This window comes from Arthrobacter sp. 01L42, assembly GCF_056400005.1.
The window spans coordinates 236868-259358 of record NZ_JBFTSL010000007.1 but is presented as its reverse complement, the minus strand read 5'-3'; the positions used below and the strand labels follow the sequence as shown (position 1 = coordinate 259358).

General features: G+C 66.6%; 20 protein-coding genes and 1 pseudogene. 9 read left to right on the top strand and 12 right to left on the bottom strand.

The window, feature by feature from the left end:
- The first annotated feature begins 1 nt into the window (after nucleotide 1).
- The 5 genes from AC1DN2_RS08640 to AC1DN2_RS08620 all read left to right on the top strand — a co-directional run bounded on the left by AC1DN2_RS08640 (nucleotide 2) and on the right by AC1DN2_RS08620 (nucleotide 6216).
- Nucleotides 2-259, top strand: coding sequence for a hypothetical protein (locus tag AC1DN2_RS08640; RefSeq protein WP_230010808.1), 258 nt, complete (start codon nucleotides 2-4; stop codon nucleotides 257-259).
- A 744-nt stretch (nucleotides 260-1003) separates the two neighbouring features.
- On the top strand, nucleotides 1004-2068 hold the full coding sequence (locus AC1DN2_RS08635) for an iron-containing redox enzyme family protein (protein WP_476849987.1): 1065 nt from the start codon (nucleotides 1004-1006) through the stop codon (nucleotides 2066-2068).
- A gap of 30 nt (nucleotides 2069-2098) precedes the next feature.
- Nucleotides 2099-2347 carry a CDGSH iron-sulfur domain-containing protein gene (locus AC1DN2_RS08630; RefSeq protein WP_476849986.1) on the top strand — a complete coding sequence of 83 codons (249 nt, stop codon included), beginning with the start codon at nucleotides 2099-2101 and terminating at the stop codon, nucleotides 2345-2347.
- A gap of 517 nt (nucleotides 2348-2864) precedes the next feature.
- Entirely contained in the window at nucleotides 2865-4463 is a 1599-nt protein-coding gene (locus tag AC1DN2_RS08625; protein ID WP_476849985.1) for a glycoside hydrolase family 68 protein, read from the top strand.
- A gap of 139 nt (nucleotides 4464-4602) precedes the next feature.
- Complete coding sequence (locus AC1DN2_RS08620) at nucleotides 4603-6216, top strand: glycoside hydrolase family 32 protein (protein WP_476849984.1); 1614 nt, start codon at nucleotides 4603-4605, stop codon at nucleotides 6214-6216.
- Here AC1DN2_RS08620 and AC1DN2_RS08615 read toward each other — a convergent pair whose 3' ends face one another.
- Nucleotides 6217-7092 (bottom strand): PhzF family phenazine biosynthesis protein, encoded by an 876-nt coding sequence (locus AC1DN2_RS08615; RefSeq protein ID WP_476849983.1) that lies wholly within the window; start codon nucleotides 7090-7092, stop codon nucleotides 6217-6219.
- A 147-nt stretch (nucleotides 7093-7239) separates the two neighbouring features.
- Between AC1DN2_RS08615 and AC1DN2_RS08610 the strand changes: the two genes are divergently transcribed.
- Nucleotides 7240-8040, top strand: coding sequence for a glycoside hydrolase family 25 domain-containing protein (locus AC1DN2_RS08610; RefSeq protein WP_476849982.1), 801 nt, complete (start codon nucleotides 7240-7242; stop codon nucleotides 8038-8040).
- Nucleotides 8041-8081: 41 nt separating this feature from the next.
- Here AC1DN2_RS08610 and AC1DN2_RS08605 read toward each other — a convergent pair whose 3' ends face one another.
- On the bottom strand, nucleotides 8082-8543 hold the full coding sequence (locus AC1DN2_RS08605; RefSeq protein ID WP_476849981.1) for a hypothetical protein: 462 nt from the start codon (nucleotides 8541-8543) through the stop codon (nucleotides 8082-8084).
- 501 nt (nucleotides 8544-9044) lie between these two features.
- Here AC1DN2_RS08605 and AC1DN2_RS08600 point away from each other — a divergent pair.
- Nucleotides 9045-9863, top strand: a complete 819-nt coding sequence (locus tag AC1DN2_RS08600; RefSeq protein WP_476849980.1) for a GAF domain-containing protein — start codon at nucleotides 9045-9047, stop codon at nucleotides 9861-9863.
- A gap of 56 nt (nucleotides 9864-9919) precedes the next feature.
- Here AC1DN2_RS08600 and AC1DN2_RS08595 read toward each other — a convergent pair whose 3' ends face one another.
- The 9 genes from AC1DN2_RS08595 to glyA form a co-directional block, all read right to left on the bottom strand.
- Nucleotides 9920-10513 (bottom strand): NADPH-dependent FMN reductase, encoded by a 594-nt coding sequence (locus AC1DN2_RS08595; protein ID WP_476849979.1) that lies wholly within the window; start codon nucleotides 10511-10513, stop codon nucleotides 9920-9922.
- Between the two features lie 100 nt (nucleotides 10514-10613).
- On the bottom strand, nucleotides 10614-11879 hold the full coding sequence (locus tag AC1DN2_RS08590) for an N-acetylglucosamine-6-phosphate deacetylase (protein ID WP_476849978.1): 1266 nt from the start codon (nucleotides 11877-11879) through the stop codon (nucleotides 10614-10616).
- 10 nt (nucleotides 11880-11889) lie between these two features.
- Nucleotides 11890-12765, bottom strand: a complete 876-nt coding sequence (purU, locus tag AC1DN2_RS08585; protein ID WP_476850006.1) for a formyltetrahydrofolate deformylase — start codon at nucleotides 12763-12765, stop codon at nucleotides 11890-11892.
- A 2-nt stretch (nucleotides 12766-12767) separates the two neighbouring features.
- Nucleotides 12768-14183 (bottom strand): L-serine ammonia-lyase, encoded by a 1416-nt coding sequence (locus AC1DN2_RS08580; protein ID WP_476849977.1) that lies wholly within the window; start codon nucleotides 14181-14183, stop codon nucleotides 12768-12770.
- Nucleotides 14183-14818 carry a sarcosine oxidase subunit gamma gene (locus AC1DN2_RS08575; RefSeq protein WP_476849976.1) on the bottom strand — a complete coding sequence of 212 codons (636 nt, stop codon included), beginning with the start codon at nucleotides 14816-14818 and terminating at the stop codon, nucleotides 14183-14185. The genes AC1DN2_RS08580 and AC1DN2_RS08575 overlap by 1 nt, the downstream gene beginning before the upstream one ends.
- On the bottom strand, nucleotides 14811-17765 hold the full coding sequence (locus tag AC1DN2_RS08570) for a sarcosine oxidase subunit alpha family protein (protein WP_476849975.1): 2955 nt from the start codon (nucleotides 17763-17765) through the stop codon (nucleotides 14811-14813). The genes AC1DN2_RS08575 and AC1DN2_RS08570 overlap by 8 nt, the downstream gene beginning before the upstream one ends.
- Nucleotides 17762-18106 carry a sarcosine oxidase subunit delta gene (locus AC1DN2_RS08565; RefSeq protein ID WP_223914768.1) on the bottom strand — a complete coding sequence of 115 codons (345 nt, stop codon included), beginning with the start codon at nucleotides 18104-18106 and terminating at the stop codon, nucleotides 17762-17764. The genes AC1DN2_RS08570 and AC1DN2_RS08565 overlap by 4 nt, the downstream gene beginning before the upstream one ends.
- 14 nt (nucleotides 18107-18120) lie before the next feature.
- On the bottom strand, nucleotides 18121-19341 hold the full coding sequence (locus tag AC1DN2_RS08560) for a sarcosine oxidase subunit beta family protein (RefSeq protein WP_026539064.1): 1221 nt from the start codon (nucleotides 19339-19341) through the stop codon (nucleotides 18121-18123).
- Nucleotides 19338-20678, bottom strand: coding sequence for a serine hydroxymethyltransferase (glyA, locus tag AC1DN2_RS08555; RefSeq protein ID WP_476849974.1), 1341 nt, complete (start codon nucleotides 20676-20678; stop codon nucleotides 19338-19340). The genes AC1DN2_RS08560 and glyA overlap by 4 nt, the downstream gene beginning before the upstream one ends.
- A 143-nt stretch (nucleotides 20679-20821) precedes the next feature.
- Between glyA and AC1DN2_RS08550 the strand changes: the two genes are divergently transcribed.
- Together AC1DN2_RS08550 and AC1DN2_RS08545 are read left to right on the top strand one after the other, a co-directional pair.
- The gene (locus AC1DN2_RS08550) at nucleotides 20822-21493 is read left to right on the top strand and encodes a GntR family transcriptional regulator (RefSeq protein WP_223914767.1); all 672 of its coding nucleotides are present in this window, start codon (nucleotides 20822-20824) and stop codon (nucleotides 21491-21493) included.
- A gap of 240 nt (nucleotides 21494-21733) precedes the next feature.
- Nucleotides 21734-22126, top strand: a pseudogene (locus AC1DN2_RS08545) (FCD domain-containing protein); the annotation flags it as partial.
- A gap of 110 nt (nucleotides 22127-22236) precedes the next feature.
- Here the strand turns inward: AC1DN2_RS08545 and AC1DN2_RS08540 are convergent.
- A complete protein-coding gene (locus AC1DN2_RS08540) occupies nucleotides 22237-22374 on the bottom strand; it encodes a hypothetical protein (RefSeq protein ID WP_223914766.1) in 138 nt (45 codons plus the stop codon).
- Nucleotides 22375-22491: the final 117 nt, after the last annotated feature.

The window sequence follows — 22491 nt, the reverse complement described above, 5'->3', positions numbered from 1 at the left end:
CATGGCAACTTCCCAATACGACCAATTCCTGCAGGAAGCCACAACCCGGGACCCTGCATCCGACCACGCCCTGGGCCGGGACTGCCTCTACGGGCTCTACACCAGCTGGTGCTTCCTGAGCCAGACCGCGCCCCGCCCTGAAGATGCCTTCTGGGCGGCCATGAAAGAAAAGCAGATCCATCCCAAGCGCAACGGCCTCCGCATGAAAGGACCAGCCGCGGCGGACTACATCCTGGCCAGCTACCCGGGCCTGGTCTGACCCGGATGACAATCACGTCAAGCACGTACTTGCCACGGGATGCCCACCAGCCCCGAGGGCGCCGGCCTTGGTGTGCGACATGTGAGACCGACCGGCACCTGCTCCTGGACTCTGTCGCCACCTTGAATCCGCAGCAGGAAACCCTCGCGGCCGCCATCAGCTGCACCAACTGCGGCAGCTCGCACGTGGTAGCTACGACTGCGGCGTTTCTCGCAATCATCCCGGCGCGGAACGGGAACAGCGGCGGTGCCATGCACCGGGAGGACGCCTACCGCCACTGCCAGGAGCCGATGTCCGCAGTGGACCCCGAGCGGCGAAGTGCCCACCGGGCGGTTTCCACACACGCCGGGAGCCCGGATGTTCTGGGCGACTATCTCCGGACGCGTGTTCTCCGGTGCCGGTGCGGGTTCCAGATGGAAATACCCCGCCCGTGACAGGCAGCACCCTCCGGGGTCTGTAACCAACAAAGAATTAGGGGCACACCGTTTCCAACCACAGCACTGCCACCACCGGAGCCTCCGCCGCCCACTATCAACGACCCGCGCTGATGGACATGGATCTGTCCCCGCAGGGACTCGCGGATGCCCCGGCGAACGAAGTCGACCCGGACAGCCTCGTCTACACCGGCAACAGCTAAGGCGCCGCACCCTTGGGGGCCCTCCGGCCGTAACCCCGGGGCGGGCTCACTTCGACGCACTTTCACCGGCCGCAGCCAAAACCGCTGAGGCCCACGTAGGAGAAAACATGAAGATCCCTGACGCGCGCGGACCCATAAGCCGTGGCCTTTTCCGGCTTCTGGCCGACGGGACCGGAGATGATTCCGCAGCCCAGGGCACGCTGCGCGATCTCACCGAACTCATCAGCGGGCAGCTGGCACTCGCCGATGACATCATCGACGACGGCGATGTGCAATTGACCCTGTTCTGCCTCTACGAGCTGCATTACGGCGGCTTGGATGGGGTGGACGACCGCTGGGAATGGAACCCCGGGCTGATCGCACTCCGGCAGCTGCTGGAGGGACCGTTCGAGCTGGCGCTGCGTTCCGCGGCCCGCGTGTCCGCCGGATCAGTCCAGCCTGCTCCTGCCGCCGGCCTGGACAGCGACGCGGTGGCGGACATTCTGTTCGGGCTCGCGGGCCGGGACGGTGGACCGGACATGTCCCGCCATGTGGCGAAGAAGGCCACCCTCGGGCAGCTCCGTGAATTCCTGGTCCACAAATCGATCTATCAGCTCAAGGAAGCCGATCCGCACACCTGGGCGATCCCGAGGCTGACCGGGCGGGCCAAGGCTGCGCTGGTGGAGATCCAGGCTGACGAGTACGGCGGAGGCCGCCCGGACCGCATGCACAGCGCACTTTTCGCCCGGACCATGCGAGGGCTGGGGCTGGACGATGTCTACGGCGGCTATGTGGACGCCGTCCCGGCCATCTCCCTCGCCGCGGTCAACATGATGTCCCTTTTCGGCCTGAACCGCAGACTGCGGGGAGCCATCGCAGGGCATCTGGCGATATATGAGATGACCTCCTCCCGGCCGAACCAGCACTACGGCAACGGTTTCCGGCGTCTCGGATTCGGGGCCGATGTGACCGCGTACTTCGACGAGCACGTCGAAGCGGACGCCGTCCACGAACAGATCGCGGGCCGGGATCTCGCCGGAGGGCTCGTGGAGGCAGAACCGGATCTCTTTCCGGACGTCCTGTTCGGCGCGACGGCGGTGCTCGCCATCGACGCCCGACTCACCGCGCACATCATGGGGGCGTGGGAGAGCGGCACGTCGTCGCTGAAGCCGCCTGTCCCCGCCGGGGTCTGACCCGGGCACGAACCCAGTCAGGGAGCATCTATGAACCAGAATCCGCAGGAATCGTCCAACGACGCCGCCATTGTTATTTGTCCCGATGGACCGATCCTGGTCCGCGGCGAGTTTGAGATCGTCACCCCGTCCGGGGGAGCAGTGCCGCGGTCGCGCAAAACAGTCGCCCTGTGCCGCTGCGGCGCGTCCGCGATCAAACCCTACTGCGACGGCACCCACAAATTGATCGGGTTTCGAACCGAATTCCCTGCCACCCCGGGGACGAGAGAAGCGACGTGAGGCACCCGGGAATGGTTGGGGATTTGTGGCACTTATCGCCGGATTCGTGGCCTCCGGTGACCGGAGTACGAACGCTTTGGCGCCCGGCGCCTTACTCAAGGCGCCGCCGTCGTGCTCCGCAGTGTGGGCTGGGTGAGGGCGGCCGCGGCGCAACGAACAGGTAAACAGCGGGCGACTTGAAAAAGAAAGCATATTTTTTAGGAAATATTTGACTCACTCTTTGAGTCGTGGCACGCGCGCGGAGAGTTTGTGTAAGCGCTTACATCGACCGGGGTATGAGCCGTTTTGGTGTCTGAAATGTGGTTTTGAATCCTCGCCGGCACTGTCTACGGTGATGAACGTCCAGGAGGTCAGCACCCTCCCGGGCCACCGACGGGGCCCTACCGAGGTCCCGTCCCCTCGACACGATGGCGTCCTCGATGACGCCTGCGGTGTCATCGGGGCTGCCGGAGTTTCGGGGAATGAGGGCATATGCCCGTCTTCCACGAATGGTCTCAACTCCGCGAGAAGAGCAAAAATGCACGAGCACCCCAATACACACCGGAAGCTGCGGTGGCGTTCTGTCGCCGCTGCACTGGCGGCGGCCGTGGCGGCCTCCGTCTTCCTTGCCGTTCCGTCAGCCCAGGCAAACATGCCCTCGGATCCGCCGAGCGGCGGGCAGATGCCGGCTCCGACACCCGGCTTCCCCCTGCCCACGAAGCACACCCAGCAGGCGTTCGATCCAGCCGCGGCCTTCACCTCCAAATGGACGCGTGCCGATGCCAAGCAGATCATGGCCCAAAGCAGCACAAGCGTAACCCCGGGCCAGAACTCCATGAGCCCGAACGTCACCATGCCGGAAATTCCCCAGGACTTCCCGGCCATGAACGACGACGTCTGGGTTTGGGACACGTGGTCCCTGACCGACGAGAACGCAAACCAGATCAGCTACAAGGGCTGGGACGTGATCTTCTCACTCGTTGCCGACCGCCACGCCGGCTACGGCTTCGACCAGCGGCACTGGAACGCCCGGATCGGCTATTTCTTCCGCAAGACCAACGCCGATCCGGCCAAGGACAAGTGGAACTACGGCGGACACCTGTTCCTGGACAACACCTCCGTCGGCAACACCGAATGGTCCGGTTCCACCCGCCTCATGCAGGGGAACCACGTCAACGTCTTCTACACCGCAACGACGTTCTACGACGTTGCCGAGCGCAACGCCGGCGGCGGCGGAATCGCCCCGGATGCCGTGATCGCCAAGGCACTGGGCAACATCCACGCTGACAAGAACGGCGTGAGCTTCGACGGCTTCGAGCACACCAAACTCCTTGAGCCGGACGGCGTCATGTACCAGAACAAGGCCCAGAACCCAGGGTTCGCCTTCCGGGACCCCTACACGTTCGTAGACCCGGCGCACCCGGGCAAGACCTTCATGGTCTTCGAAGGCAACACCGGCGGCCAGCGGGGCGACTACAAGTGCACGGAGCAGGACCTGGGCTACCAGCCCGGGGACCCCCGCGCCGAATCCGCGAACACCGTCAACGCCACCACCGGTGCATGGTTCCAGACGGCCAACGTGGGCCTGGCCGTGGCGGACAACAAAGACCTGACCAAATGGCACTTCCTGCCGCCGATCCTGTCCGCCAACTGCGTCAACGACCAGACCGAGCGTCCGCAGATCTTCATCCAGAGCGAGGGCGGCAAGAACAAGTACTACCTGTTCACCATCAGCCACCAGTTCACCTATGCGGATGGAATGCGCGGCCCCGACGGAGTTTACGGCTTTGTGGGCGACGGCGTCCGTTCCGACTACCAGCCCATGAACAACAGCGGCCTGACGCTGGCATCCCCCACGGACCTGAATATGCCAGCCAATGCGCCCGAAGGGCCGGATCCCCGCCAGAACGGCCGCCAGTTCCAGGCCTACTCGCACTACGTGCAGCCGGGCGGGCTGGTGCAGTCCTTTATCGACAACGTGGACGGCGTCCGCGGCGGGTCCCTCTCGCCCACCGTGAAGATCAACTTCCGCAACGGAGTTTCGGCCGTTGACCGCACCTTCGGCCAGAACGGCTTGGGCCCGTTCGGGTACCTCCCCACGAACCTCAACGTCGGCGGTGCCGGGCTGTACAAGTAGTGCAGTAGGCAGTCATGAGACGGAAGCACCCGGATTTCCGGGTGCTTCCGTCCCACTGCAGGCCCTAGACCGACGGGCCATAGATGGGCAGGCCATAGATGGGCGGGATGGCTTCCACCAAGACCAGGAATGTTAAATCATGAAAAACCATTGGACGATCTGGATGGTGGCCGCCGTGGCCGCCGCCGCGGCCGTTCTGATCGCGGTGGCGCTGGTCCCTTCGCCGGGATCAAGCCCGGGTTCCCAGAGCCACGCCGGGCAGGCGCAGCCAGCTTTCGACCGGCCCGAGGGGGCATCCGAGTTCCGGCCGAGCTATCACATAACGCCCGGGAAGAACTGGATGAATGATCCGCAGCGTCCCATCCTGCTCGACGGCGTGTGGCACTACTACTACCTCTACAACGCCGGGTACCCGAAGGAGAACGGCACCGAGTGGTACCACCTGACCAGCACGGATCTTGTGCACTGGAAGGAGGAGGGAGTGGCGATCACCAAGTACAAAAACGGGCTGGGCGACATCGAAACCGGAAGCGCCGTGGTGGACCAGGACAATTCGGCCGGCTTTGGCAAGGGGGCTGTCATTGCGGTCATGACGCAGCAGGACCAGGGAATCCAGCGGCAGTCCCTGTTCTATTCCACTGACCACGGATACTCCTTCACCGCCTATGCGCAGAACCCGGTCATGGAAAACCCGGGCGAACCGGACTGGCGGGATCCCAAAATCATCCGGGATGCGGCCCACGGCCAATGGGTGATGGCCCTGGCCGAAGGCGACAAGATCGGCATGTATACGTCGTCGAACCTCTTGGACTGGCACTACGCCTCAGGCATCGAACGCAAAGGTCTGGGCGTCCTAGAGTGCCCGGACCTTTTCCAGTTGGATCTCGACGGTGATCCATCCAAACGGACCTGGGTCCTGGCCGCCAGCGCCAACGGGAGCGAAGAGGGCTTCACCACGGGCGTTGCCTACTGGACTGGCGAATGGGACGGAACCCGATTCACCCCGTCTGACGGGCCGCACCAGTGGCTCGACGCCGGCTCCGACTTCTACGCCGCCGTGACGTGGGATGATCCCAGGCTCACCGAAAGCCAGCGGATGTCCTCGCGGCACGCCATCGGGTGGATGAACAACTGGCAGTACGCCCGGCAGCTGCCCACTCAGGACTGGCACGGCGGCGCCGACTCCATAGTGAGGGACATACGGCTGCAAACAATCGCCGGAAAGCCAACGCTGGTGTCGAGCCCCACGACTGCCATGAAGTCCCTTGAAGGCCCGGCGGCAACCACCGGGGAACGTCGACTGACACCGGATGGCGCAGGACAACTGCCGGTCCCGGAAGGCGGGGCGTACCGGCTCGATGTAACTCTAGAGCGGACAGCGCAGGACGACGGTTCCGTTGCCAGGATCGAACTCGAAAGCGGCGGGGGCACGTTCGCCACCGTCGGATACGACTTCGCCACCGAGTCAGCATTCATCTCCCGGGAGTCCGATGTTGCCGCCACCGGCAAGGCAGAACTCAGCCCCGACTATCGGGCATCGCGGCGCGCAGCCAGCCCAGCGCGGAACGGGACGGTGGAGCTAACGATTTTCGTCGACTATTGCTCGGTGGAGGTTTTCATCAACGGCGGGGAAAAGACCATGACGTCACTCGTTTTCCCCGCTGCGGGGACGCCGGGGGTCAAAGCCGTCACGGCAGGGGGCACGCTGACGCTGAAGTCCTTCAGCTACCGGCGCTTAGCCTCCACCCAGTGATCAGCTGTTGCCCGCAGCGGCGGGGATCCGGACGGCCCTGCCGCTGACCACTATTCCGCCGGCAGCGGGAATGTCCACGGTGAGCAGGCCCGGACGGCCGACGTGCCGTCCCTGGTGGATGAGGACTCTCGACGGGGGATCGACCAGGCCCAGGATGCGCAGGTAGGCGCCAACGGCCGCCGCGGCCGCCCCGGTTGCGGGGTCCTCCGTGATGGCACCCACCGGGAACAGGTTCCGGGCTTCGAATTCGCCCTCTGCAATCGGGTGCAGGACGGTCACCGTCGCGGCCCAGCCCTGTGCGTCCATCAGCCGGCGCACGGCCTCCGGATCGAAGGAAAAGGAGTCGAAAAGATAGCGGTCCGCGACGACCAGCACCGGATGCCAGTTCCCCGAATACGCGATCCGCGGCGGATAGGCCGGATCGAGATCGTCCAGACTGAAACCGAGCAATCCAAGAAGTTCAGCCAGGACGTCGTCGTCGAAGGCGGCCAGCTGTGGTTCAACGCCCGTGAACGATGCCGTGATCTCGGCACCGTCCCCCGCCGTTTCAATGCGGACGGGGCCGACGGGGGTCTCGAAGGTGAAGGCGCCCGCCCCGTCGCGTGCGCTCAGCGCAACGGCCAGCGCAATCGTCGCATGCCCGCAGAATGGCACCTCGGCGATCGGCGAGAAGTACCGAACCCGGCTCCGGCGCGGATCGCCGTCGATGCCCGGCTCCGTCACGAAAGCCGTCTCTGCGTACCCGACGGCGGCCGCCACCGCCAGCATCCCGGCATCATCCAGATCACGGGCATCCAGGACCAGGCCTGCAGGGTTTCCGCCGTTGGGCGTCGTGGAAAAGGCCGCATAGCGCAGGATCTCCGGGGTGGTTTCCATACACCGATCCTCCCATGCCGGGCCACCGCGTCTGTGGGAGCCGCCGGCGGACCGGCCCATGAACTCACTACCGAAAGCCTTGACCGGGCAAACCTGCGGCGGCCATGCTGTGCTAACTGCTCAGCAGCATCGACGGGAAGGCCCACCATGTCCCTTGCACCCTTTTCCTCGCGTTGCCGGGTGATCCTTGCGGCCGCCGCAAGCTTCGCGCTGATGCTGGCCGGAACGCCGGCCCAAGCAGCCGGGGCTGCGGGCCCGGGCAACGATGTGTCGTGGCCCCAATGCGGCAAAACGCTGCCCCGGGGCCAGACGTTCGCCGTCGTCGGCGTGAACAATGGGCTGGCCAACACCACCAACCCGTGTCTGGCGACGCAGCTGTCCTGGGCCGGGACGTCCACCGGCGGGACTGGCCAGCCCCTGGTCGCGCTCTACGTGAACACCGCCAACCCCGGTACTTCAGGATCCTGGTGGCCTACCAGCAACAACTACGGAGGAACCACCGTCGCCAACCCCTACGGACAGTGCACCGTGGGTTCAGTCGAGGAAGCCTGCTCCTACATGTACGGCTATGCCAAGGCCTACGACGATGCCAACATCCGGGGGATAAGCAACGCGGCGGCCTACACGTGGTGGCTCGATGTCGAGACCGGCAACAGCTGGTCAACCCGCCCGGCGGCGAACCGTGCCGATCTGGAGGGGATGGCGGCCTACTTCGCGAGTGTCGGAGCCCGCACGGGCCTTTACTCCACCAAGACGCAGTGGACCCAAATTGTGGGAACGGTGCCGCCCTCAAGCAACCTTTACACGCTGCCCAGCTGGCTGGCCGGGGCGAAGTCACTCGCCGTGGCAAAACGCAAATGCTCTGAGGCGCCACTGACGGCCGGCGGCAAAGTCACCATTGCCCAGTACGTGTCGGGAGGATTCGACTACGACTATTCCTGCATCTGAGGGCCCAAAGGGCACCGATTGGGACAATACATGTCAGACCGTCAGCACTTGACCTCGGTCCTGAGGTCGCGGATCGCGGCCTCGACGTTGGAGGCTTCGTCCCGGAGGGAATCAGCTGCTTGAGTCAACGTGGCGTTGTCAGGCACCGCGGCGACTGCGGCATTGAACTTGGCTTCGGCGGCCATAACCGCCTCCGCCCGTTGCTGGGCGAGGTTCTCGCTTGCCTTGGCCAGCTCTTCGTAGGTCTTGGAGACTTGGTCTTGGGCCGAGCGCACCTGCTCGATTGTGGCGTCCGGCTTGAGCGTGGCCTTGAAATTCGCCAGGGCCGCGGCATGGGCATCGGCAGCAGCGCAGATTTCCGACACGCTCGCGGGCGGGCTCGAGATGGCCGCGGTGGGGCTTGGGGTGGCAGCCGGCGGACTCGTGGGGCTGCATCCGGTGAGCAGTACGACGGCGGTCGCAAGTGCGATGGATCCCACGGTGATTGCGTGCGGTCTTGACATTTGGAGGCTCCTCTCCCAGCTGGAATCGCCCCCGAGCAGTGGGGCATCGAAGGGCATATCCATCGTCTGCCCGGGCGCGCGTGCGGACCTCATCCGCCGGGGGTGAAATGGGCGGTAGTGCACTGCAGGCCGGCACGGGCCCAATGGCCCTTTTGGGACCGGCAGAACGCGGGTATTAATGGTTGTGCCACGGCGGGACGGGTCCTCCGCGACTGGTGTTGAAGCCGGGGCGGGCGGTCCAGGGCGGATGTTAAAAGCCTCCCTGGGCCGCCGCGGCGCTAAAGCGGATTTCCCGCTGTCACGCGAACAGCTCAGCGGAACAGCTGCCGGAATAGCTGAGGAACAGTTCATCGAAACAGGTCGCCGGGACAGCCCGGAACCATACCAAAACGACAGAGGCCCTGGCTCTGACAAATGGGAGGCGCGGCGGTGTCCGCCCGGACGTATGCTGTTTTCATCGGTTCAGCAGTGAGCTGCGTGCTTTGATCTCGAGCGTGGAACATGACCCAAGGAATTGCAGGAGACGGCCGGCAGGATCGTTATGCCTCCTTCTGGGAGCTGCACTTCAACGACCCGGATGTCGGTGCCTTCCTCAGCGAAGCCGTGAGCGAGTTTGTTGACGACATCGGTGGTCCCGGCCGTGGGATCAGCTGGGCAGTGACACTGGTCGGGTCCGCGGAGGCCCTCACGCTGACTGCGGGCAGCGCACCGGCGCGGGCCGCCGACGAGGCGCAGCGTTCCTTCGATGACGGGCCCGCCCGCACGGCGGTCCGAACCGGCGAATATGTGTTCGTGGGCGACACTTCCCTGGAGCGGCGCTGGCCCGGGTACGCCAGCGCTGCCGCAGCCTTCGGGGTCCGGTCCCTCGTATCCGTTCCACTGGCACCACAAGCGGTCTTCCATGCCGCCGTGAACCTGTACGCCGCGTGGCCGCACGTCTTCACCAGCGCAGACATCATCGCAGCGGCTCGGCTGGCCCGCTACATCTCCCGTGCACTGCGTTTGGTCCAGGAGTTGGCGCTGAGGTCCGGGGGCGGCGCAGATCTCTCCTCGGCGCAGCTCTCCCGGGCACTGGCAGGGCTGGCGCTGCGGACGCTGGTGCGGGAGTACGGGTTCAGCGAAGAAGGGGCGCTTGACTACCTGCGCAGCGTCGCGGGCGGAGCCGCGCGGGAATCATCCGGCGCCACGGTCCACGTCCTGGTGCCCGATTCCGTTCCGGGCCAGAACGTGCCCCAGCCCAGTCCCTATGCCGCGGCGCCACACGGCGGAGACACGCCCCCCGTCCGGCGGCGGCGGCGCAGGACGGGGACTCCGGCGTAGGCGGACACCGGCACGCGGCCCGCGGGACGGCAAACCGGGCCCAGCCAGGGCAGCGGTCACGCCGCGCTGGCGTCTTCTGCTCCGTGGGCATGGCCCGGCCGGAGGACCTTCAGCGCGCCGGCCCACGCGATCACCTGGTCAAACAGGATCTGCAGGCTCTTTTCCGCGGCCACCGTTGGGATGAATGTGCGGTAATTCGCGAACTCCGTGGCCAGGGGCAGCGCCACCTGGGCCCGGACGTCGGCCATCTGCAGCTCCGCGGACACTCCGCGGAAGTGTTCGACGGCGCGGATGCCGCCGCTGCTTCCGTAGCTGACAAACCCGGCCGCCTTGTTGTTCCACTCCTTGTAGAGGTAGTCCACAGCGTTCTTCAGTGCGCCGGGAATCGAGTGGTTGTACTCGCCCGTGACGAAGATGTAGCCGTCGAATCCGTCGACAGCTTCGGACCAGGCCTTGGTGTAGGGCCGGCTGTACCGGCCGAAGGAGGGTGGCAGCGGCTCGTCCAGCAGCGGAAGATCAAAATCGGCGACGTCGAGGACGTCAAAGGTGGCATCGCCGCGTTCTGATGCCCGGGCACTTACCCAGTCGGCGACGGCCTTTCCGAGGCGACCGGGCCGGGTGCTCCCGAGCACGATAGCGATGCGGATCATGGCGGGCTCCTTTCCGGAAGTAATGTTTGCCCACACTCAGAACAACAAAACAAAGGGCTCGAAACTTCCGCAACCGCCGTGGGCCCCGCGGGTTCAGGGGCTAACGCGCGGCACGTCGATGGTCCGCCAGGATCCGTCCGCCGCGCAGCACGGCCACGATGTCGAAGCCCGGGTCAACGGCGATGATATCGGCGCGCATTCCAGCCCGGAGGGCGCCGATCTCCGTCTCCAGGCCCAGGACCCGGGCCGGGACCAGGGTGGCCGCCGCGACAGCGTCGGCCGGACTCACCCCCGCCGCGATGGCCATGCGGACAACCTCCAACAGGGTCGCCGTGCCCCCGGCAAGGGCGCCGTTGCTCCGCAGGGTGGCCACGCCGTCGTGCACCACCACTTCCACGGGGCCGAGTTCGTAGTCGCCGTCGGGCAGCCCGGTTGCCGCCATGGAGTCCGTCACCAGCGCGATGCCCCCGGCTCCGACCAGGTCAAAGACCATCCGGACCGTCTCCGGGTCGAGGTGGACGCCGTCGCCGACGAGCTCGACCACGACCGTGCCGGCGGCCGCCAGCCGCAGGCACGCGGCCGCCGGTCCGGGACTCCGGTGATGCAGGGGAGGCATGCCGTTGAACAGATGGGTCACCGTGGGCCGGGCCCGCGGCCCGAAGACCCCGGAAGCCGCGCCCCCGCGGATGAGGTCCGCGGCTTCCGCCAGTGAGGCCGCGGCAACGGGGGCAGCGGCATCGGTATGGCCCAGTGAGGGGATCACCCCGTGGTCCGTGAGGATCCGTAGGAGCTCACTCGCGCCGGGCAGTTCGGGGGCGTACGTCATGGTCCGCAGGGCTCCGCCGGCCGCCGCCACCAGCCGCCGGAGCAGCGCAGGGTCGGGGGCGCGGAGCCAGCGCGGGTCCTGCGCGCCGCACCGGGCGGCGGAGAGGAAGGGCCCCTCGGAGTGCACGCCGGCGATCAGTCCCTCGGCCGCCAGGACGTTGAGTACGCCGAGCGACCCCACCAGCTCATCTTCCGGGGCGGTGACGAGGCTCGCCAGGAGGGTGGTGGTCCCGTTGCGGTGCAGGAAGTCCACGGCCGCCCGGCAGCCCCGGTCATTGCCGGCCGGGAATCCGCCGCCCGCGGCGCCGTGGCAATGGAGGTCGACAAGCCCGGGAAGCAGGGAGCTACCGGGCGGCAGCGGGAGCTCCTCCGCATCCGGGAAATGTGCGGCGTCAAAGCCGTCGCCGGGTCCCGCGTAGGCGATCCGGCCGCCGTTCACCGCCACCACGCAGCCCGGTGTGCAGGCGCCGTCCGTGATGAGGGCACCCCGCAGGATGTAGGCAGGGGCGGCGGCTTCGCGGTCCTCGAGGGGCAGGATCATGGTGCCAAACCTAGCGCAGCACGACGGTCCTGTTGCCCTGGAGGATGACGCGTCCCTCGCAGTGCCAGCGGACGGCATTGGAGAGTGCCCTGCATTCGGTATCGCGCCCGGCGGCCACGAGATCGTCCGGACTGAAAGTGTGGTCCACCTCCACCACTTGCTGGGAAATGATGGGCCCTTCGTCCAGTTCCGCGTTGACATAGTGGGCGGTGGCGCCGACCGTCTTCACGCCCCGGGCGTGCGCCTGGTGGTAGGGCTTCGCGCCCTTGAAGCTGGGCAGGAAGGAGTGGTGGATGTTGATGGCGCGGCCATCCAGCTGCCGGGTGAGGTTGTCGCTGAGGACCTGCATGTAACGGGCCAGGACCACCAGTTCGACGTCCATCCGGTCGATCAGTTCCAGAAGCCGCTGTTCGGCCGCGGGCTTGGTGTCCGGCGTGATCGGCACATGGAAGAACGGGATTCCGTGCCACTCGACGGTCCGCCGGTGGTCGGGGTGGTTGGAGACGACGCCGACGATCTCGATGGGCAGTTCTCCGGTGCGTGCCCGGTACAGCAGATCGTTGAGGCAGTGCTCGAATTTCGAGACCATGATCAGCACGCGCCGTTTGGTCCCGTGCCGCCGAAGCTCCCAGCGCATGCCGAATTTTTCGGCGACCGGCACAAATGCGTCCCGCAGCAAAGCCAGGGTGGTTTGGTCTCCGGCCGACGCGAAATGGACCCGCATGAAGAAGTGGCCGTCGAGCTGTGAGTCGAACTGCTTGCTTTCCAGGATGTCGCAGCCCTGGTCCAGCAGGAAACCGGACACGGCGTGGACTATCCCGCGCGTTTCCGGGCAGTCCAGTGTCAGGACGTGCTCAACGGTGTCGGGTGTCTGGTCCGGGACCATGGTCAGCACTCCACGACGTTCACGGCGAGGCCCCCGCGGGAGGTTTCCTTGTACTTGGTTTTCATGTCTGCTCCTGTTTCGCGCATGGTCTTGATTGCTTTGTCCAGCGAGACTTTGTGGCTGCCGTCGCCGTGGAGGCACAGGCGGGCGGCGTTTATGGCTTTGACGCTGGCGATCGCGTTGCGTTCGATGCAGGGGATCTGCACGAGCCCGCCGACGGGGTCACAGGTCAGCCCGAGGTTGTGCTCGATCCCGACTTCGGCGGCGTTTTCCACCTGCTCCGGGGTCCCGCCCAGCACTTCGCAGAGTCCCGCCGCCGCCATGGAGCAGGCGGATCCGACTTCGCCCTGGCAGCCGACCTCTGCCCCGGAGATGGAAGCGTTGATCTTGAACAGGATCCCGACGGCGGCCGCCGCCAGCAGGAAGCGGATGACGCCGTCGTCGTTGGCGCCGGGGACGAACTTGACGTAATAGTGCAGCACGGCCGGCACAATGCCGGCGGCACCGTTGGTGGGCGCGGTGACGATCCGGCCCCCCGCGGCGTTTTCCTCGTTGACGGCCAGCGCGAAGAGGTTCACCCATTCCATGGCGAGCAGCGGGTCGGCCGGGACCTGGACCGGCGATGGGTTCCGGGCGTCCGCCTCGGCGCTGACGGCGGATGCTGCCAGCGTCCGAAACAACGACGGGGCGCGCCGTTTGACGTTCAACCCGCCGGGCAGGATGCCCTCGGCAGCGCAGCCGTTGTCCACGCACTGGCGCATGACCGCCCACAGGGCCAAGAGCTTCTCCCGGAGGTCGGCTTCGGTACGCCAGACGAGTTCGTTGGCCAGCATCACGTCGGAGACGGACATATTCTCTCGGTGGCATATTTCAAGGAGTTCGTCAGCTGTTGTGAACGGGTAGGGCAGCACCGTGTCGTCGGCCACCACGTGGTCGGCGCCTTGTGCATTGCCATCGACGACGAAGCCGCCCCCAACCGAATAGAAGCTCCGTTCGCTGAGGACGTCGCCGGCGTGGTCGAGGGCCCGGAAGGTCATGCCGTTCGGATGGGCGGGCAGCGACTTGCGGCGGTGCAGAACCACGTCCTCATCCCAGTTGAAATCCACCCGGTGATGGCCGGCGAGCTGCAGTTCCGCATCCAGGGCAGCGGCTGCCACCTGGTCATCCGCCGTAGCGGTGTCCACTGTCTCGGGGTCCTGGCCCTGGAGGCCCAGGACGACGGCCTTGTCCGAACCGTGGCCCCGGCCGGTGGCGCCGAGGGAACCGAACAGCTCGGCCTGCACCCTCGCCGTGGAACTCAGCTGCCCGTCGCTCTTGAGCCCGTCGGCGAACCGCTTGGCCGCCCGCATCGGGCCGACCGTGTGGGAGGAGGACGGCCCGATGCCAACAGAAAACAGGTCGAGGACGCTGAGCGCCATCAGGGGACCTCGGTGGAGGCATATTCGCGCATGGCGTCGAGGAGCCAGCGGCCGAGGAACTCCGCGAAGGATGCCCGCGGGAAGATCCGGTAGGTCTCGTCCCCGGTCTTCCACAGAACGACGGGGATGCCGCCGATTCCCGTGGACAGGGCCGTTCCGGGCTGGAAGACGCGGGGGTGCAGGTCCAGGGCGCAGCCCTTCTCCAGCACAGCACTGGCCCGGGGTCCGGAGAGCTCGAGCGTGGTGCGGTTGGCGGAGAGATCCACCACCTGGCCCTGGCCGTCGCCCAGTGCTGCGATGAGCGCCCGGGGGAGCTCACCGCCCAGGCTTTCGTGGGATTCGGCGGGGGCCACGAGCAGGAATTCTGCCGGGCCCAGCCACAGCACTGCGGTGTCGCCGCTGCCGCGGACTTCCCCGGAAGCGGAGGGCAGGCCACCTGTGAGGGCGCCCAGCCGCTTCCCTGCGTCGCCGGCAGGATCGACCCGGAGCCCTGCCATGGTCAGAAACGGCACCTCGCGCAGCTCCACGGTGCCCGCAACGGATCCCGCTTCAAAAGCCGTTCTCAGGAGTGACGCCGGACTCTTCCTGAGGGTCTGGATCTTCTTGGAATTTTCGAGTGCTGCGGTGTCAGCCATCTTTGCGGGCCCCTTCAGAGTCAAATAGTACGGTTTCTGCGACGATTACGTCCACGAGTTGGTCGCCGGCGGCGGCCACCAGGGTCTCGCCAATGCGGTTGCGGCCGTTCTTGATCAGGGCCAGGGCAAACGACCTGCCCAGCGCCGCACTGTGGTAGCTCGAGGTCACGAATCCCTGCATGGGCACGGGGCCGTAGGCGGGGTTGACGGTGATGCCCTGTTCCACCAGTTGGGTGCCTTCGGGGAGCCGGATGGTGCCGTCCACGGGGAGGACGCTGACCAGGTGTTTCCGGTCGGTGCGGCCGGCGTCCTTGCGGGTGTAGGAGCGTTTGCCGATGAAGTCCTTGACCTTGGACACGACCCATTCCATGCCGGCGTCCTGCGGTGTCACGGTCCCGTCAGTGTCCTGGCCGACGATCGGATACCCCTTCTCCGCACGCAGCACGTGCATGGTCTCGGTACCGTACGGGGTGATGTTGAACTCCGCGCCGGCCGCCGCCACGGCTTCCCAGGTGCTCAGCCCGTACCAGGACGGGATGTTGATTTCGTAGGCCAGTTCGCCGGAGAACGAGATCCGGCAGACCCGGGCCTGGACACCGGATGCCAGGGTGGTTTCCTTGAACGTCATGAACGGGAAGGCCTCGGCGTCCAGGCCGCCGTCGGCTGCCAGTTCCGGAGCCACTTTGGCGAGAACGGCGCGGGATTTCGGACCGACGACGGCGATGGTGGACCACTGCTCCGTGACGGAGGTGCAGTGCACATCCAGTTCCGGCCATTCGGTCTGCAGCCATTCCTCCAGCCAGTCCAGCACCTTGGCCGCGCCGCCGGTGGTGGTGGTCATGAAGAACCGGTCCTCGTCCAGGCGCAGGGTGACGCCGTCGTCGAAGATCATTCCGTCCGGGGTGCACATGACGCCGTAGCGGGCCGAACCCGGAGCGAGTTTCTTGAACGCGTTGGTGTAGATACGGTTCAGGAACTCGCCGGCGTCCTTGCCGCGGATCTCGATCTTGCCCAGGGTGGTGGCGTCCATGAAACCCACGGATTCCCGGACGGCGGCGCATTCACGGAGCACCGCGGTGTCCATGTCCTCGCCGTCCTGCGGGTAGTACCAGGGGCGCTTCCACTGGCCGACGTCCTCGAAGAGGGCTCCCTGGGCGACATGCCAGGGGTGGATGGAAGTGAGGCGTGCGGGGTCGAAGAGTTCGCCGCGCTGGCGTCCGGCCAGGGCGGCAAACGCCACGGGCGTGAAGGGGGCGCGGTAGGTGGTGGTGCCAATGTCGCCGATCCCGCGGGACGCTTCGCCGGCTGTCCGGAGCGCGGCGGCGATGACGCCGATCGCGTTCACCCCGGAGGTCTTGCCCTGGTCGTTGGCGGTGCTGATCGAGGTGTAGCGCTTGATGTGCTCCACGGACCGCATGCCGGCACCGGTGGAGCGGAGGACATCGGCCACGGACTGGTCGCGCTGGAAATCCACGAAGTGGTGGTGCCAGTCATCCGGGCCGCCGTCCTGCCCGGGTACCAGCCAGAGCTGGCGGGTGGGGGCGGCGGCGCGCGGCGGCGTCGGTGCAGACGGTCCAGCATCGGACTCAAAGCCCGCGGCGATGACCGCCGCGGCTCCGGCGGAGATGCCTTCGGCCACGCAGTCGTCGAGGTCGAAGCTGCCGCGTCCGGAGCCGGCCACCTGCTGGTTGGGGACCACGCTGTTGGGGACGAAGGCGGCGAGGTCTTCGTCCCAGCGGAGCCTGCCCTGGCGCTGGGAGTGCAGGTGCACCACCGGTGACCAGCCGCCGGAGACGGCCAGCAGGTCGCAGGCGAGGTGTTCGATGCCCGAGGTGAGTTCGCCGGCGTCGTTGATGCTCCGGACGGTGACGCCGAGGAGCCGACCGTCGCCGGACACAGCGGCGGTGGTGTTTGCGACGGCGCTGCCGATCAGCACCCGCGTTCCCGCGGCCGCAGCTACCGCGGCGGTTTCGCTCAGCTGTGGGCGGGCGTCCACGACGGCCTCGACCTTGATGCCGGCGGCGCGGAGGTCGGCGGCCAGGGCGTAGGCGCTGTCGTTGGTGGTGCTGATGACCACCCGGGAACCGGCGGCGACGGCGTAGCGGTTGAGGTAGCTGCGCACCGCGGAGGCCAGCATGATGCCGGGGCGGTCGTTGTTTTCGAAAACGAGCGGGCGTTCGTGGGCGCCCGGGGCCAGGATGACCTGGGCGGCGCGGATGTGCCAGATCCGCTGGCGGGACACGCCGGGCGCGGCCGGGGTGAGGAGGTGGTCGGTCCGGTTCTGGGCCGCGATGATGTAGTTGGAGTCGTAGGAGCCGAAGGCCGTGGTGCGGTTCAGTACCGTGCACTCGGCCGCGGAGATCAGTTCGGCTTCAACATTGGCCACCCATTCCAGGGCGGGCTGCCCTTCGATGCTCTCGACGAGGGCCGGATCCGTGGAGCCGGACAACAGCGAGCCGCCCAGTTCGGGCTGGTCGTCGATAAGGATGACCCGGGCGCCGGAGCGGACGGCCTCGCGGGCCGCGGCCAGGCCTGCCGGGCCGCCACCGACCACCAGGACGTCGGTGTGGACATACTTCTTGTCGTATTCGGCGTGGTCCTCGGCCGGGTCCAGCTTGCCCAGTCCGCTGAGCAGTTCAGCGCTGAGGCCGTCCACGAGGGACACCGTGGTGGCCGGGAGCATGGATTCGGCCACGTGGCCCGGGAACCGGGCCGCGACCTTGACCAGGGCGTTGGATTCCTCGACGCCGGCGGACATAATGCCGCGGGGCCGGCCCTCATACAGGGAGTCACCCGCGCGGAGCCGGCCGTTGGCCAGCAGGGCGGAGGCGAGGGTGTCGCCGGGGTGGCCAGTGTACTCACGGCCGTCCAGGGTGAAGCGCCACGTGACGCTGCGGTCGATGCGTCCGCCGGTGCTAAGACGCGCGGGCTGCGGCTGAGCGGTCATTTGACTGCTCCTTCCGGGGAGACGGGGCTGGTGACGGTGGGGGCTGTGGGGCCCGTGGCTGCGTTTTCCTTGTCAGGGCGCGGCTGGCCCATCGGATATACGGCCTGGATGTCGTAGGTGACGGTGTCGCGGAGCATGTTGAACCATTGCCGGCAGCCGGTGCTGTGCAGCCAGCGTTCGGCGAAGGCGCCCTTGGTGTTGTCGCGGTAGAACAGGTATTCGGCCCATTCGCGGTCCGTGAGCTCTGCCGGGTTTTCGGGGTAGGCCACGTGGGCCTGTCCGCCGTAGTGGAATTCGGTCTCGTCGCGGGGACCGCAGTTGGGGCAGGGAATCAGGAGCATGTCCTTACCTCTTTCTAGTGGGCCACGGCGGCGGCGCCGTGTTCGTCGATCAGGGCGCCGGTTTCGAAGCGCTCGAGTGCAAAGGGCTTGTTGAGTTTGTGCGGTTCTCCGGTGGCGATCGTGTGGGCGAACGTCAGCCCGGCCGCCGGTGTGCCCTTGAATCCGCCGGTGCCCCAGCCGCAGTTGACGAACATGTTTTCCACCGGGGTGGTGCCTACGATCGGGGAGGCGTCCAGGGTGGTGTCCACGATCCCGCCCCACGTCCGGAGCACGTGGGCCCTGGCGAAGATCGGGAAGAGTTCGACGGCGGCTGCCATCTGGTGCTCGATCACGTGGAAGGATCCGCGCTGGCCGTAGCCGTTGTAGGAGTCCACGCCGGCGCCCATGACCAGTTCGCCCTTGTGCGCCTGGGAGACGTAGACGTGGACGTGGTTGGACATGACGACGGTGGGGTGGACGGGCTCGTGGAGCTCGGACACCAGTGCCTGGAGGGGGTGGGACTGGATGGGGAGCCGGAATCCGGCCATTTCGGCAAGCACCGAGCTGTGCCCGGCGGCGCAGAGTCCGACCTTTTCGGTGTTGATGGTGCCGCGGGTGGTCTTGACCCCGGTGACGCGGTTGCCGTCCTTGATGAAGCCGGTGACCTCGCAGTTCTGGATGATGTCCACGCCGAGCTCGTCGCATTTGCGGGCGAACGCCCAGGCGACGTGGTCGTGCTTGGCGATGCCGGCGCGCGGCTGGTAGGTGGCGCCCATGACCGGGTAGCGGATGTTGTCGTTGATGTTCAGGATGGGGCAGAGTTCCTTGACCTGCTGCGGGTCCAGCCACTCGGCGTCGACGCCGTTGAGTTTGTTGGCCCCGACGCGGCGGACGCTTTCGCGGACGTCGCCCAGGGTGTGGGCCAGGTTCATAACCCCGCGCTGGCTGAACAGGAAGTCGTATTCGAGTTCTTCGGGCAGGATCTCCCAGAGCTTCAGGGCGTGCTCGTAGATCGCCGCACTCTCGTCCCAGAGGTAGTTGGAACGGATGATGGTGGTGTTCCGGGCCATGTTGCCGCCGGCGAGCCAGCCTTTTTCCAGGATGGCGATGTTGGTCATCCCGTGGTTCTTGGCCAGGTAATACGCCGTCGCCAGTCCATGTCCGCCGCCGCCCACAATCACGGCGTCGTAGGAGGACTTGGGGTCCGGGTTGCGCCAGAGGAAGTCCGGGTGCTCCGGCAGGTGTTCGGTGGTCATTGTGCTGCTCCAATCAGTTCTGCCTCAAGCCCGGTCGCCGTCGTGCCGGTGCCGAGATGCGGGTAAAGGGGGAACCGGTCCGCGAGGGCGCTGACGCGTCCACGCAGTTCAGCGGCGGTTTGGTCGCTGAGTTCGTCCCCGGGCGCCTGCGAGATGAGGGCGGAGGCGATGATGTCCGCCACCTCGGTGAACTCCGCGGCACCGAAGCCGCGGGTGGCCAGGGCGGGGGTGCCGATCCGCAGCCCGGAGGACACCATGGGCGGGCGGGGATCGAAGGGGACGGCGTTGCGGTTGACGGTGATGCCGATCCGGTGGAGCCGGTCTTCGGCCTGCTGCCCGTCCAGTTCCGAGTCCCGCAGGTCCACCAGGACCAGGTGCACATCGGTGCCGCCGTTGACCACGGAGATCCCGGCCGCCGCGACGTCGTCCTTCAGGAGCCGGGACGCGAGGATCCCGGCGCCTTCGAGCGTGCGCTCCTGGCGTTCCTTGAACTCCGGTGACGCCGCGATCTTGAAGGCCACGGCCTTGGCCGCGATCACGTGTTCCAGCGGGCCGCCCTGCTGGCCGGGGAACACGGCGCTGTTGATCTTGCGTGCGTACTCCTCCTTGGCCAGGATCACGCCGCCGCGCGGTCCGCCTAGGGTCTTGTGCGTGGTGGTGGTGACGACGTCGGCGTAGGGGACCGGGTTCGGGTGAAGCCCGGCGGCCACGAGGCCGGCGAAGTGTGCCATGTCCACCATGAGGTAGGCGCCCACGAGGTCGGCGATGCGCCGGAACTCGACGAAGTCCAGCTGCCGGGAGTAGGCGGACCAGCCGGCCACGATCATCTTGGGCCGGTGCTCACGGGCCAGGGCCTCCACTTCGGCCATATCCACCAGGTGGTTGTGCTCGCTCACGTGGTACGGGACCACGTTGTAGAGCTTGCCGGAGAAATTGATCTTCATCCCGTGGGTGAGGTGGCCGCCGTGGGCCAGGGCCAGTCCCATGATGGTGTCGCCCGGTTCCAGGAGGGCGAACATGGCGGCGGCGTTGGCCTGCGCGCCGGAGTGCGGCTGGACGTTGGCGTACTCGGCGCCGAACAGGGCCTTGACCCGGTCGATCGCGAGCTGTTCGATCACGTCAACGTGCTCGCAGCCGCCGTAGTAGCGCTTGCCCGGGTAGCCCTCGGCGTACTTGTTGGTCAGCACCGAACCCTGTGCCTCCATGACCCCGGCGGGGGCGAAGTTCTCGGACGCAATCATTTCCAGGGTGGACTGCTGGCGCTTCAGTTCGCGCGCCACGGCCTCTTCGACCTCGGGATCGACTACGGAAAGTCGCTCGTTCAACTGCTCAACCACGGTTGCTCCTTTGAAATACCACTATTGCTATGACTGATATATCAGTGTGAGAACAATGGTATGATTGAGATCACACCAGAGTCAATAGCCGGAAGCCAAGTGGAACCAGGCTTCGGGTTGAAATCCAGAAACGGAGCCGAGCTGTGAATGCACTCACCGTCCTGCCGCCCGCAGAGGACGAAGCCATCTCCCAGGCGGAGGCCGCGTACAGGCAGTTGCGCGACAAGCTGATCATGCTCGAAATCCGGCCGGGCGAACCCATCAATGACGGGCAGCTCGCCGCCGAGCTCGGGTTCGGCCGTACTCCCGTGCGCGAGGCGATCAAGCGGCTGGAAGTGGACCACCTGGTGGTTTCCTACCCGCGAAGGGGAACCTTTGCCACCACCGTGGACTTCACGGAGCTGGCCGACGTCTCGGAAATCCGGGAACTGCTGGAACCCCTGGCGGCGCGGCGGGCGGCAACGCGGGCCAACGCCGCCATGCGCCGCGAGCTGCTGGATGTCGCCAAGACCATTGCGGAACTGGCCCCGAGCCCAGCAGAGTCCCGGGAGCTGATGCGCTACGACCTGACGGTGCACCGCCTGATCTACCGGGCCGCGGCCAACCCGCATCTGGAAGACACGCTGATCCGCTACGACAACCTGGCCACGCGCATCTGGTGCCTGGTCCTGGACAAGGTCCCCTCGGTCAGCGGCCACATTAGCGAGCACGTGGAGCTGCTCAAGGCGGTGGCCGAGGGCGACGCGGACAGGGCCGGCGAACTTGCCCTGCACCACGTCACCAGCTTCGAGGAGACCATCCGCAAGGTCCTCTAGCCGCGGCGAAATCGCGGGAAGCGTGCGGGCTCGCCTTAAGCTTCCGGCGAACCCGCACGTTCCCGGCGACGTGGGCGACGGCGGGAGGCTCCCGCAGTCGTCCTTCGCGAGGCGATCCGGCGTCTTGAAGAAGCGGGGCTGGCCGAGCGGGAACCGCACAAGGGCGCCGTCGTAAAGAGCCTCACGCTGGAGGAACTGATCCATGTCTACGACGTCGGCCGGCTTTGAGAGACCGAGGCGGCGCGGCTGGGAAGCCGGCGGGTCACGGCTCAGGACTGCGACAAGATGCAGGCGGAGTATGAGCTGATGCGCGCAGCTATTGACGAGCGCAAAGTCATCGCGCTGCTGGATCATGACGAGGCTCTGCTGACGATCCTCTACGAAGCTGCGGGGAACCCCGTTCTCGTCCAAACGATCCGCACGCTCTGGCAGCACTGCCGGGCGTACAAGATCGGCGGCGCCCAGGGTTCGTTGGACACTGCAGGGGACGACTCCCTGTGGCGGTATCAGCAGGACCTGATCACGGCCGCCCGGGGCAATGACGCCGACGCGGCCGCTTCAATCAATGCGGCATCACTTCTGGACGCCTCTGACCGAATCAGGGCGCGGCTTGCCGCGCAGGCCGAGGGCTAACCCGACGCATTTTGTGCCCGGCATGCGGGAAATACCAGCGACACCCGATTGCGGGCCGCGGCAGGTATTTCCCGCGTCGCTGAACGGAATGCGCGTCCGGTTTGGCCGGTTCACTTCCAGCGCTTCGGCCACTTCACGTTCATCAGAAGCAGCCCCAGCAGGAGCGAGTCGACGGTCATGATTCCGGCCATGAGATAGGCCCACCCGGCCATCATGGCTCGCCCGCCGTCCGGCGGCCGGAAGTGCACGTGCGTACCAGAATGCCCAAGACGATCTCCTGACCTGGCCCCCCCAGTCGCTCGATAGTTCACCAAGTCTCGCACCGCGGCGCCCCGGAGGGAACCGCGCCGCTGCCCGGCCCAAGC